The sequence below is a fragment of the Maribacter vaceletii genome, assembly GCF_003634105.1.
Taxonomy (GTDB): Bacteria; Bacteroidota; Bacteroidia; order Flavobacteriales; family Flavobacteriaceae; genus Maribacter_B; species Maribacter_B vaceletii.
The window spans coordinates 174,660-188,443 of sequence record NZ_RBIQ01000010.1 but is presented as its reverse complement, the minus strand read 5'-3'; the positions used below and the strand labels follow the sequence as shown (position 1 = coordinate 188,443).

8 protein-coding genes are annotated in these 13,784 nt (G+C 34.0%); 7 read left to right on the top strand and 1 reads right to left on the bottom strand.

Features of this window, described 5'->3' with window-relative positions; all coding sequences use genetic code 11:
• Nucleotides 1-37 precede the first annotated feature (37 nt).
• A complete protein-coding gene (locus tag CLV91_RS13775) occupies nt 38-1,189 on the bottom strand; it encodes a helix-turn-helix domain-containing protein (RefSeq protein WP_121068801.1) in 1,152 nt (383 codons plus the stop codon).
• A gap of 142 nt (nt 1,190-1,331) precedes the next feature.
• Between CLV91_RS13775 and uxaC the strand changes: the two genes are divergently transcribed.
• The 7 genes from uxaC to CLV91_RS13740 are packed head-to-tail and all read left to right on the top strand — an operon-like array spanning nt 1,332 to nt 13,778.
• Entirely contained in the window at nt 1,332-2,735 is a 1,404-nt protein-coding gene (gene uxaC / locus CLV91_RS13770) for a glucuronate isomerase (protein WP_121068800.1), read from the top strand.
• Between the two features lie 8 nt (nt 2,736-2,743).
• Nucleotides 2,744-5,569 carry a glycoside hydrolase family 2 TIM barrel-domain containing protein gene (locus tag CLV91_RS13765; protein ID WP_121068799.1) on the top strand — a complete coding sequence of 942 codons (2,826 nt, stop codon included), beginning with the start codon at nt 2,744-2,746 and terminating at the stop codon, nt 5,567-5,569.
• Nucleotides 5,570-5,580: 11 nt separating this feature from the next.
• On the top strand, nt 5,581-8,412 hold the full coding sequence (locus tag CLV91_RS13760) for a glycoside hydrolase family 2 protein (RefSeq protein ID WP_121068798.1): 2,832 nt from the start codon (nt 5,581-5,583) through the stop codon (nt 8,410-8,412).
• Between the two features lie 12 nt (nt 8,413-8,424).
• On the top strand, nt 8,425-9,732 hold the full coding sequence (locus tag CLV91_RS13755) for a glycoside hydrolase family 117 protein (protein WP_121068797.1): 1,308 nt from the start codon (nt 8,425-8,427) through the stop codon (nt 9,730-9,732).
• Nucleotides 9,733-9,748: 16 nt separating this feature from the next.
• Nucleotides 9,749-11,062, top strand: a complete 1,314-nt coding sequence (locus tag CLV91_RS13750) for a glycoside hydrolase family 117 protein (protein WP_170146762.1) — start codon at nt 9,749-9,751, stop codon at nt 11,060-11,062.
• 44 nt (nt 11,063-11,106) lie between these two features.
• Nucleotides 11,107-12,396 carry a glycoside hydrolase family 117 protein gene (locus CLV91_RS13745; RefSeq protein ID WP_121068796.1) on the top strand — a complete coding sequence of 430 codons (1,290 nt, stop codon included), beginning with the start codon at nt 11,107-11,109 and terminating at the stop codon, nt 12,394-12,396.
• Complete coding sequence (locus CLV91_RS13740) at nt 12,393-13,778, top strand: sulfatase (RefSeq protein ID WP_121068795.1); 1,386 nt, start codon at nt 12,393-12,395, stop codon at nt 13,776-13,778. The genes CLV91_RS13745 and CLV91_RS13740 overlap by 4 nt, the downstream gene beginning before the upstream one ends.
• The last annotated feature ends 6 nt before the right edge of the window (nt 13,779-13,784 follow it).

Genomic DNA, 13,784 nt, shown 5'->3' with positions numbered 1-13,784 from the left:
TGTTAATTTGATAAAAGGTCTTTTATTGAGGCCTTTTTTAAAAACCAATTACTCTTTCTAATTTAATATCTGTGTTTGTTCTATTTTGTCCTTTTACTTTAAATACGGCAGTAAAGTAATTTTTGTCTTTTAAATAAGTATTCGTAAAAGATTGTAAACTGTCCATGTTTGTAAAATATTCTGCAGTGGCACTAACTCCAATATCATGCTCAGAGAAGAAAACAAAATGTTCTGTATCTCCTATGCTTGGATATTTAGAAACTATAGCATATTCTTCGTCTACCATAGAAGATTTTAAATTTAGTGTAGTGTCTTTTATAGTAGGGTGATTGGAGATATGAAGACTGTATTCGGAGATTTTTATATGTGGATTTGCTTCATTCAGAAAGTGAGTAAACTTGTTTTTATTCTTAATAGGGCCAGCGTAAATAGCATTGCCTTCTTTTATATCAGATATAGAGGTTAATGTGGAAAATTTAATAAGTATGTTTTTGTTATAATATTGATATAGTCTTTGAAACTGTTGTGTTGCCAGAGCTCCCATTCTTGTAGTATAGGTATAGTTGGCGGGTTTAATTGTGTTTTTAAGTTCCGGATTTTTGTCTACATAAAGGTAAAATTCATTAATGTTATTAATTTGAAAATCCCTAGTCCATCCTGTATTTCCGGTTATTGTTTTGCCAGAAATACCAAAATGATCTCCTATAAATAGGTTTGTTGGGACTTTTGTAGAAATAAAAGATTTCCAAATTTTAGGAGTTTTAGGGGCTGTATTGGTATAAATTAATGCCATAATAGCTACTAATAACCCTACATAGGGTAGTGCTTTAGCCCAACTTATTCTTTTAAATAACGATACTGCATCTGGTTTTTTTATAAAACGAATTTCGTATTGCCCTTTATCAATAAGTACTTGCCATGTTTCATCTTTGCCTTCAGAGTCATAATATTTAGTAAGTTTTTTTCTTAGGTTGTATACATTAACCCTGACTCTAGGGTTACTTTTTTCTGTAGGTTCCTTATTCCTAAAAAACTCAATATCTATAACAGCTTCTTTTAAATTAGTTCCTTTAAGAGTTGCTTCATGTAAGTACTGTAGTAAAGCATTACTTGTTGGGGCATTTTTAAAAGTATTACTATTTCTTATTTTGGATACTATCTTTTGTTTTTGAATATTAGAAAGTACCATTGTTAAATATTGATTTTTAGTTTATTGCATCAAAACTTTAACCGTTATAGCTACCGTTAAAGTAGCGTTAAAGTTATAAAAATAAAGTTAAGTATTTAATTTTAAGCCGAATACTTTTTTGTAGGGATTAATTTATTTTTTTATGAAAGCATTTTTAGATTCGGATTTTATTTTAGAAACAGAAACAGCAAAGGAGCTGTTTCATAATGCGGCAAAGAAAATGCCTATTATAGATTATCATTGCCATTTAAGTCCTAAACAAATAGCGGAGAATAAAAATTTTAAAAACCTTACGGAACTTTGGTTATATGGGGACCATTATAAATGGAGAGCTATGCGCACCAATGGTGTTTCTGAGGAGTATTGTACTGGTAATAAAACAGATTGGGAAAAGTTTTATGAGTGGGCAAAGACAGTTCCTCATACGCTAAGGAATCCTCTGTATCATTGGACGCACATGGAGTTGAAATCATTTTTCGGTTACGAGGGTATTTTAAATGAACACACCGCTAAAGAAGTTTGGGATTTAGCCAATGAAAAATTAAAAACAGAAGCATTTACTCCACAAGGGCTTATGCAAATGATGAACGTAGAGTTAGTTTGTACTACAGACGACCCTATAGATAGTTTAGAGTATCACATTCAAATTGCCAATAGCGATTGTAAAACAAAAGTATACGCTACATGGCGACCAGATAAAGCCATGGCAGTTGATGATCCCGAAAGTTATAATGATTACATTGATAAACTATCTGAAGTTTCAGAAATAAGCATTAATACTTTAGAAGATTTATACAAGGCTTTAAATAAGCGTCATGATTTCTTTGCAGAAATTGGCTGTAAATTATCTGACCATGGAATTGAGGAGTTTTATGCTGGAGACTATTCCGAAGAAGAGGTAAAAATCATATTTTCAAAAGTGCGTTCTGGTAATAAATTAACTGCTGTTGAAATTAGAAAGTTTCAATCTGCCATGATGTACGAATTAGGTATTATGGATCATAAAAAAGGGTGGGTTCAGCAATTTCATTATGGTGCAATTAGAAATAATAATACAAGATTATTGTCTAAACTAGGGCCAGATACTGGTTTTGATTCTATTCATGATGTAAACAGCGCCGCAGCCATGTCTAAGTTTTTAGACCGTTTAGATAGTGAAGATAAATTGGCAAGAACCATTATCTATAATTTGAATCCAGCTAATAATGATGTAGTAGCGACGATGATTGGAAATTTTCAAGACGGGTCGGTTGCTGGAAAAATGCAATTTGGTTCAGGTTGGTGGTTTTTAGACCAAAAAACTGGTATGGAGGCGCAAATGAACAGCTTATCTAATATGGGACTTCTTAGTCGTTTTGTTGGAATGTTAACGGATTCAAGAAGTTTTTTATCATATCCTAGACACGAGTATTTCAGAAGAATTCTTTGTAATTTACTAGGCAATGATGTGGAAAACGGATTAATAAATCACGACATGGATTTATTGGGTAGCATGGTAGAAAATATATGTTACTACAATGCTAAAAAATATTTCAACTTCAATTAAACAATAAGATGCAAAAAATAAAATTATTATTAATTGTTTCTGTACTTTTTGTACAACGAATATGCACTGCTCAAGTAGATTCAAAGACAGAAATACACTATTTATCTGGTAAGGATAAAGACAACTTGGTAGAATGGGATTTTTATGCTTCAGAAGGTAGAAAAAGCGGAAAGTGGACCAAAATAGGTGTGCCTTCTTGTTGGGAGCAACAAGGTTTTGGAGCTTATAATTATGGGAGTGATGATGTAAAAACTCGTGCCAAAGAATATGGTTTATACAAACATACGTTTAATGCTCCTATAGAATGGAAAAACAACGATGTAAAAATTGTTTTTGAAGGCGTAATGACAGATGCTGAGGTAAAAATAAATGGCAAATTAGCAGGAGAAATTCACCAAGGTTCTTTTTACGAGTTTAAATATGCTATTAGCAAATTACTTAATTATGGCAAAGAAAATCTTCTAGAAGTAAAAGTAAATAAGGTTTCGGCAAACGAATCTATAAACCATGCCGAACGCGATGCCGATTTTTGGATTTTTGGTGGTATTTACAGACCTGTTTATTTAGAAGTTTCTCCTAAAAATAATATAGAACGTGTTGCTATTGATGCTAAAGCAAATGGTGTTATTAATACAGATGTTTTTACAACCTCAAAAAAAGCAACTTCAGTAAAAATGATTTTGTCTGATGCTAATGGGAATAAAATTCAAGATTTATCGGTTACAGAAAACTCAAGAGTTAATGGTAAATGGAATGTATCTACTAAAGCAAACAATATAAAAACTTGGAACCCTGAGTTCCCTAATTTATATACTTTAACTATTCAAATTCTAAATAAAAAGAATGCTATTCTGCATAGCATCAATAAACGTATTGGATTTAGAACTGTTGAAATTTTAGAAGGTGATGGTATTTATGTAAATGGTGAACGCATTAAGTTTAAAGGTGTAAATAGACATTCTTTTCATCCAAAATCTGGGCGTACTACTTCAAAAGCATGGAGTATAGAGCAAGCGCAACAAATGAAGGATATGAATATGAATGCGGTTCGTATGTCGCATTACCCACCAGATGTTCACTTTTTAGAGGTTTGCGATTCATTAGGGTTATTTGTTATTGATGAGATTTGTACTTGGCATAACCCTATGTTAGATACTAAGGTTGCTCGTAAAATTATTAAAGAAACCGTTGTTAGAGATGTTAATCATCCTTCAATTATACTTTGGGCCAATGGTAATGAACAAGGTTGGAACCCAGAAGTAGATGGAGATTATACTAAATGGGATATTCAAAATCGTGAAGTTATTCATCCATGGAGTATTTTTAATAAAACGAACACCATACATTACAGTCATTACCATTCTTTAATAAATGATTCGTATTCCAAAGAAAAAATCTTGTTCCCAACCGAGTTTTTACATGGCTTATATGATGGTGGTCACGGTGCTGGATTAGATGATTATTGGAATATTATGTGGAATTTACCTTTAAGTGCAGGTGGTTTTTTATGGGATTTTGCAGATGAAGGTATTGAGCGTACCGATAGAAATAATGAACTTGATTTACAAGGTAATAAAGCCGCAGATGGTATTGTTGGGCCTTATGGCGAAAAAGAGGCTAGTTTTTTTACAATTAAAGAAATATGGTCTCCAATTTATATAGAAGACCGTTTTATAAATAAAGATTTTAATGGAATATTCCGATTAGAGAACCGCTATCATTACACCAATTTAGATAAGGTGTCTATGAAAGCCAAATGGTTAAAGTTCAGCAGTCCAAACGGTAAAAAGAATGCTACTGTTTTAAGTGAGAGTGAAGTAAAATTACCAAACTTAGCACCATCGTCTAAAGGTAAGTTCACAGTTGATAAGCCAGAAAATTGGCAATCTGCTGATGCGTTCCATTTAACGGCAATAGATCAATACGGAAAAGAGATTTTTACTTGGAGTTATCCAGTTTCTAGACCAAAAAAAATAAATAATTCTATAATTGATTATTCTGGTAATGGAAAAGTAAAGGTAGAAACTAAGGATAAAGATATTAAGGTAGAAACTAATGATATTACGTATCTTTTTTCTAAAGAAACAGGTATTTTAAAAGAGGTGAAAAAGGAAAATACTATTATTCCTTTAAATAATGGGCCAATTATATTAAATCAGAATAATAAAGTAGAGGATGTAAAAATTACTTCTACCAATAATAATGTTCAAATAGAAGTTGTTTACGAGAAAACAGATAAGTCTCCAGGGTGGTCTACGATTAAAGAGTATGCTTCAGACATTATAAAATGGACAATACACGCTAATGGGTTAATTGATTTACAAGTCAAGTTTAAGGGCTATAGAAATTTAAAAGGATTTAGAGGTATTACATTTTCTTTTCCAGAGGAAGAAGTTGAAGGTATGAAATGGCTAGGGGATGGTCCATATCGCGTTTGGAGAAATAGAATGAAAGGCACCAAATTTCAAGTTTGGGAGAACGATTATAACAACACAATTACTGGGGAATCTGGGTTTGTTTACCCAGAATTTAAAGGTTTCTTTTCAAGTTTATATTGGTCAGAACTAAAGGGTAAGAATAATAATGGCTTTATCGTGTATTGTAAAACACCACATACGTATTTAAGAATGCTAACACCAGATGCACCAGCAGATAATAAAAGGGAGAAAGTTATTCCTAAATTTCCTAAAGGAGATATATCGTTTGTGATGAATGTTCCAGGTATTGGCACTAAATTTCAATACCCAGAAAGTACAGGGCCTCAAGGAAACAAAGAGCATTATTTTGGAAATGATGATGATTTAATAGAGATAGATTTAACCTTTCAATTTTAGTAAAACAGCAAATGAAAATAATTACTAAATCAATATTTTTAGTCGTATTCTTTCTGTCTTGTTTCGGGATGTTGCGTGCTCAAAATCAAACACAAATTCAATACTTATCTGGTACAGATAAAGACAATACTGTAGAATGGGATTTTTATTGTTCGGATGGAATGAATAGTAAAAAATGGACAAAAATAGGAGTGCCTTCTTGTTGGGAATTACAAGGGTTTGGAAACTATAATTACGGTCGAGATTACAAAGCAAAAAAAGAATATCACGACGAGCATGGTTTGTATAAGCACAAATTTAATGTGCCAGCGAATTGGAAAGACAACGAAGTGAAAATTGTGTTTGAAGGTGTTATGACCGATTGTGAGGTGAAAATCAATGGGAAGTTGGCAGGAGAAATTCACCAAGGCGCTTTTTACGAATTTAAATATGCTATTTCTAAACTTCTTAAATACGGAGCTGGAAACTTATTAGAGGTTAAGGTGAATAAAATGTCTTCTAATAAATCTATAAACAGTGCAGAACGAAATACAGATTTCTGGATTTTTGGAGGTATTTATCGCCCTGTATATTTAGAAATTTTACCAAAACAGTTTATAGAGCGTGTTGCAGTAGATGCACGAGCCAGTGGAGATATTATTGCAGATGTTTTTACAACCTCTAAAAAAGCAAGTGCTGTTCAAGTGAAATTGCTTGATGCTAAAGGAAATTTTGTTCAGAACCTTTCAAATTTTAATACTGAAAAGAAAGAAGAGAAATGGACGTTTACAGGTAAAGCATCCAATATAAAAACCTGGAATCCGGAGAACCCTAAAATGTATCAACTTGAAATAAGTTTATTAGATAAAAAGGAAAATACATTACATACATACTTTCAAAAAATAGGATTTAGAACTGTTGAAGTTCGTGAAGGAGATGGAATTTATGTAAATAACCAACGTATTAAATTTAAAGGCGTAAACCGTCATTCTTTTCATCCAGAATCTGGAAGAACTACTTCAAAAGCATTGAGTATTGAGCATATTAAAATGATGAAAGATATGAATATGAACGCAGTTCGTATGTCTCATTATCCGCCAGATGTTCACTTTTTAGAAGCTTGTGATTCCTTAGGTTTATTTGTGATAGATGAAGTTTGTACGTGGCATACACCATATTTAGACACCAAAATTGGAAGAAAGTTAATTGAAGAAACTGTAGTTAGAGATGTGAATCATCCATCTATTTTACTTTGGGCAAATGGAAATGAAACGGGTTGGAATAATGAATTAAATGATGATTACGCAAAGTGGGATATTCAAAAGAGAGAAGTAATTCATCCTTGGGGAATATTTAGGAAAACAAACACCTATCACTATGTGCATTATCATGGTTTAGCTTACGATGGTTATGTTAAAGATAAAATTTCATTCCCTACTGAATTTATGCATGGTTTGTATGATGGAGGTCATGGAGCAGGTTTAGATGATTATTGGAAAGTTATGTATCCAATGCCATTATCTGCAGGCGGTTTTCTATGGGATTTTGCAGATGAAGCTGTGGTTAGAACGGATAAAAACAGAGAGTTAGATGCAGATGGTAATCATGCGCCAGATGGTATTGTAGGCCCTTACGGTGAAAAAGAAGGAAGCTATTTTACAATTAAAGAAGTTTGGTCTCCAATTCACATTGAAGATAGATATATAAGAGAAGGTTTTAATGGTGTGTTTAGAGTTGAAAATCGTTACCATTTTACAAATTTAGATGCTTGTACAATGCAAGCTAAATGGGTAAATTTTGATGGCCCTAATGGTTCTGCTAATGAACAAGTAATTTCAGAAAGTACTATGAAACTACCTTCAATTGCTCCAGAACAAAAAGGAAAATTCAAAGTTAATTTACCGCAAAACTGGACCAATGCAGATGCGCTTTATTTAACAGCTACAGACCAACACGGCATGGAAATATTTACATGGTCTTACCCGATTAAACTTCCGAAGAGTTATAATAAAGATAAAGTAAGTTATTCAGGAAACGGAAAAATAGTTACTAAAACGAATGATTCAAAAATTGAAATTTCAGTAAAAGAACTAGACCTAACGTTTTCTGCTAAAACAGGTTTAATTGAAAAGGTTGTTAAAAATGGAGTTTTAATCCCTCTGTCAAATGGTCCTGTTCTTTTAGATAGTAAAAACGAAATAGATAACGTTTTTGTGACAAATTCAAAAGATAAGGTTGAAATAAAGGCGCTTATGAAAGCTAAAAGAAAATACTGGGATTGGGAAGATAATGATGAAATGATTCAGGAGTTTTTTAAATGGACTGTTCATTCTAACGGACTGGTAGATTTAAATGTTAGCATACATAGTACTAGAAAAACAAAAGGATTTAAAGGCATTACATTTTCTTTCCCTGAAAAGGAAGTTGCAGGAATGAAATGGTTAGGTGATGGACCGTATAGAGTTTGGCGTAACCGAATGAAAGGAACAAAACTGAAGGTCTGGGAAAACGATTATAACAATACAATTACAGGACAGTCTGGATATGTTTATCCAGAGTTTAAAGGATATTTTTCAAGTTTATATTGGGCAAAAGTTCGTGGTAACAATAACAATGGTTTTAGCGTGTATAACCATAACGCGCATACTTTTTTACGCATGCTTACGCCGGATAAACCCACAGAGGCATTAAGAGGGTCTGATGATACCAAATGGCCTAGTGGAGATATCTCTTTTGTGAAAAACATTTCACCTATTGGGTCCAAATTCAAGGAAATTGGAGAAATGGGGCCAACTAGTAATGAAGAAATGATTTTTGGGAATGATGATGCCCCAATTATAATTGATCTAAGTTTTGAATTTTAAAGCAAACCACTTATGAAAATTAAATATCTATTCTTATCAGTAATAGCAGCAGTAGTTTTTACCGCTTGTAATTCCACAGAATCTAAATCAGAAGAAAAAGAACAAAAAGATTTCCCTTTTTTAATTCCTTCGGAAAAGCCGAGCTGGCCTTTAAGCGCAGCAGTTGCTCGTGGCTATGACAAGTATGGAACCTTGAGACCAGAGCAAAATGAGCTTTATACACAGTTTAAATACACCAAACTAAAAGGTTTTGACTATAACGGATATAATGGCACTATATCACGCCGTGACCCTTCTAAAGTCATCTTTGAAAATGGAAAGTATTATGTGTGGTACACACATCGTAAATCTCCTGTACCAGTAGGAATGAGTAGAGCAAAAGAAGCCACAGATGTCATTCCTTCAGCAGATTGGGATTTGGCGGATATATATTACGCTACTTCAAAAGATGGATTTACATGGGAAGAACAAGGTGTAGCTGTAGCACGTCCTCCAAAACCACAAGCAGGTTGGCGTTCAGTTACAACAACAGATATTTTAAAGTGGAAAGGCAAATACTATTTATACTTCCAAGCATTTATGGAAGCTAGTGGGTTACGTGGCGATTTTTGCCCAGTGTCTGTAGCCTATTCAGATTCTCCTGATGGACCATGGACGCATACAGGAAAAATTGTAATTCCAAATGGGTCTGAAGGTTCTTGGGACCAATTTCAAATTCATGATCCATACCCGTTAGTTCATGATGGTAAAATTTACATTTACTACAAGTCTGGTTTTGATAAAAAAACGGAAATGCTACCAACAAAAGTATTAATGCAAGGGGTGGCAATTGCAGATAACCCATTAGGACCGTTCAAAAAGCACCCTTTAAACCCGTTAATTAATTCTGGTCATGAAACTACCTTATTCCCATTTAGAGAGGGGGTAGCTGCCATTATTCAACGTGATGGACAAGAACATAATACCATTCAATATGCAAAAGATTGGGTGAATTTTGAAGTGGCCTCTAACGTAGAATTACTACCATTAGCAGCAGGTCCTTATGTGGCAGATGCCTTTACGGATACTAAAGATGGAAGAGGTATTACATGGGGAATTTCACATTTTATAAAGGAAGGATCAGATAAAACTAAAAACAACTTATCTATATTAACACGATTTGATTGTGATTTAAGTCTTGATTTACATGACCCTCATATGAAACAACACTATACGCTTTATGGTTCTGAACTTCACTATAAACAAGGGTTAAGTGAGGCGCAAAAGCAAAGAATAAAAGAAGAAAACAACAAATTGTCTAGAATAGTAATAAACAAATAATAATAACATAATAAATTTGTATAAAATATTAGTGGCTTTAGTTTTTGGAGGAATTATACTATCGTCTTGCCAAAACAATCAAGAAAAAGCATTAGAAACAAAATCAGAAACAAAACAAACAGAGACCTCAGAAGAATTTCCATTCTTTATTCCTTCAGAGAAACCAGATAGAGAGTTAAGTGCTGCTGTAAAACGTAATTATGAGGCATATTCAGCGATCAGACCTGAACAAAATGAGTTGTATTCGCAATTCAAATACACCAAATTAAAAGGCTTCGATTATAACGATGGTGATGGTACGATCACACGTAGAGACCCTTCCAAAGTCATTTTTGAAAATGGGAAATACTATGTTTGGTACACTGGTAGAAAATCACCTGTTAGACCAGTTGGTATGTCGCGCGCAAAACAAGCAACAAATGTTATCCCTTCAGCAGATTGGGATTTAGCAGATATTTGGTATGCTACTTCTGAAGATGGTTTTACTTGGAAAGAAGAAGGTATTGCTGTTCCGCGTCCGCCAAAACCTCAACCAGGTTGGCGTTCTGTGACTACAACAGACATTTTAAAGTTTAAAGGGAAATATTATTTATACTTCCAAGCATTTATGGAAGCTAGTGGGTTACGTGGAGATTTTTGTCCAGTATCTGTAGCTTATGCAGATTCACCAGATGGACCTTGGACGCATACTGGAAAAGTGGTTTTGCCTAATGGACCAGAAGGTTCATGGGATCAATACTCCATTCATGATCCATACCCATTGGTGCATGATGGTAAGATTTATTTGTATTACAAAGGCGACTTTGACAAACGTCCTGAGTTGAAGCCTTCAAAAATTAGAATGCAAGGTTTAGCAATTGCAGAGGATCCATTGGGGCCTTTTGAAAAGCATCCACTTAATCCAGTAATCAATTCCGGCCATGAAACAACATTATTCCCTTTTAGAGAAGGTGTTGCTGCCATTGTGCAGCGTGATGGACAGGAACATAATACCATTCAATATGCTAAAGATTGGGTGAACTTTGAAATCACATCTATTTCCGAATTATTGCCATTAGCAGCGGGTCCTTATGTACCAGATGCCTTTACAGATACTAAAGATGGTAGAGGAATAACTTGGGGAATATCACATTTTATTAATGCAGATGGAAATTGGAATCATACCGTATTAACGCGCTTTGATTGTGATCTAAGTTTAGATGTACACGATGACGTTATGAAGAAGCACTATTATGCTTATCCACAAGATTTTTATTATAAGAATCATGGGTTGAATTCGAAGCAAAAGCAAAGAATTAAAGAAGCAAACAAAGCGCTTCAGGGAGAATAATAGTTGATAACAAAATGAATTACCACCATAAATGCTAAGTAGATATGCGTAAAATATTAGTTGCTCTTGTTTTAGGATTATTAATGTTCTCCTGTCAAAACAATCAAGAAAAACAGGAAGATAAAACAACAGAAGGATTTCCTTTCTTCATACCAGCAGAAAAACCAAACCGTCCATTAAGTTCTGCTTTAGAAAGGAACTATGATAATTATCTGTCTATTCGTCCGGAACAAAACGAATTATTTACGCAGTTTAAATACACGAAGCTTAAAGGCTTTGATTATAATGGTGGCGACGGAACATTAACCCGTAGAGATCCTTCAAAAGTAATTTTTGAGAATGGTAAGTATTATGTGTGGTATACTTATAGAAATACACCTGTAAAACCTGTTGGAATGCGAAGAGCAAAAGAAGCTAATGATACCATTCCTTCAGCAGATTGGGATTTAGCAGATATTTGGTATGCAACATCAGAAGATGGGTTTACCTGGGAAGAGCAAGGTGTAGCTGTGCCACGTCCGCCAAAACCACAACCTGGTTGGCGCTCTGTAACCACTACTGATATTTTAAAGTTTAAAGGGAAATACTATCTATACTTCCAAGCATTTATGGAAGCCAGTGGGTTAAAGGGAGACAATTGCCCAGTTTCGGTAGCATATGCTGACTCTCCTGACGGACCATGGACGCATACTAATGAATTAGTGATTCCTAATGGCGCCGAGGGTGAATGGGATCAGTTTAAAATTCATGATCCATACCCATTAGTTCATGATGGTAAAATTTATATTTATTATAAATCTGGTTTTGATGACAGGAAGGAATTCAAACCATCAAAAGTGCGTATGCATGGATTGGCCATTGCAGATAATCCGTTAGGGCCATTCAAGAAGCACCCGCTTAATCCTATACTTAATTCAGGGCATGAAACAACTTTGTTTCCTTTTAAGGAAGGTGTTGCAGCTTTTGCAATAACAGATGGTATGGAACGAAACACCATTCAGTATGCTAAAGATTGGGTGAATTTTGAAATAGCTTCAATATCAGAATTAATGCCTGTATCGGCGGGTCCTTATGTGCCTGATGCTTTTACAGACACTAAGGCCGGTAGAGGCATAACATGGGGGCTTTCTCATTTTATTAATGCGGGAGGAAATTGGAGACATTCAATATTAACACGTTTTGATTGCGATTTGAGCTTAGATGTAGATGATCAATCTATGAAAGGGCATCATTTGTTTTATAGTCCAGAGTTTCACTATAAATATGGATTGAATAAAAAGCAAAAGGAGCGCATTAAAAAGCAAAATGAGGAAATGAAAAAAATTGAAAAATGAAAAACAAAATTTCACTTTTAGTTATAGGGGTATTAGTTTTTGTTGCTGCTAATGCTCAAGAGGCTGAGGATATTCAGAAATTAAACATTCAACCCAATATTGTTTTTATTCTTGCTGACGATATGGGGGTTGGGCAGTTAGGATGTTATGGTAGTGAATATTACAAAACCCCAAATATAGATAGCATTGCCGAAGAAGGGGTCAAATTTACGGATGCTTATGCGGCCGCTGCTGTATGTTCTCCAACAAGAGCTTCTATAATGACCGGAAAGTATCCTGCTCGACTACATCTTACAGATTATATTCCAGGAAGAACAAAAGAAACAGATGTTTTAAACACACCAAAATGGCAACAATTTCTTCCTTTAAGAGAAATTACTTTTGGTGAAGTGTTAATAGAAAATGGATATAAAACAGGACTTATTGGAAAATGGCATTTAAGTAAAGAAAAACGGCCACCAGTAAGTTTAGAACATAATCCAGACAAACAAGGATTTCAAGAAACGTTTGTTACTTATAAACCAAGTAAAAACCTAAAAAAGTTTTGGCAAACAGCAGACAATGACGCTCATAACATTGATACTATTACAACTAGAAGTATTGATTTTATGCGAAAAAACAGAAATAAACCATTTTTTTTAATGGTTTCTCATAACGCAATTCATGACCCTTTAATGTCGAAAAATGAATTGATAAAAAAATATATAAAACATCCACTTAATAATAACCCAGAAAACCACCCAGTAATTGGAGCTATGGTTGAAAGCCTTGATAACAGCGTTGGTAGAATTCTAGATGAAATTAAAGAATTGCGTATTGAGAATAATACCATTGTAGTCTTTTTTGCCGATAATGGAGGGAAAGCAGCTTATGTAGACCAAAAACCATTTAGGGAGGGAAAAGGTTGGTTATATGAAGGAGGTATTCGTGAACCATTAATCATTAAATGGCCTAACAGAATAAAAGCTAACAGTACATCAAAGGAGATGGTTTCTTCTATTGATTTTTTCCCAACATTTCTTGAAATGACAGGACTTAGTATTCCCCAAACGCCAGGGTTAGATGGAAAGAGCATGATGCCTCTTTTTGATGGTAGAGAGCTTAAAAGAGAGGCTTTATATTGGCATTATCCACACTATCACTATGGCTCGGGTATGGTTCCTGCAAGTGCTATTCGTTATGGAGATTATAAATTAATTGAATGGTATGATAAAAAGCTTACGGGAGATAGAGATTATATTGAATTATACAATCTAAAGGAGGATATAAATGAACAAAAGAATTTAGTAAAATCAAACCCTGATTTGGTTAAAAAATTATTAATCAAATTAGAGCATTGGAAAAAAGAAGTTGGCGCGCAAATACCCACAATTAAAGAATAATATTAA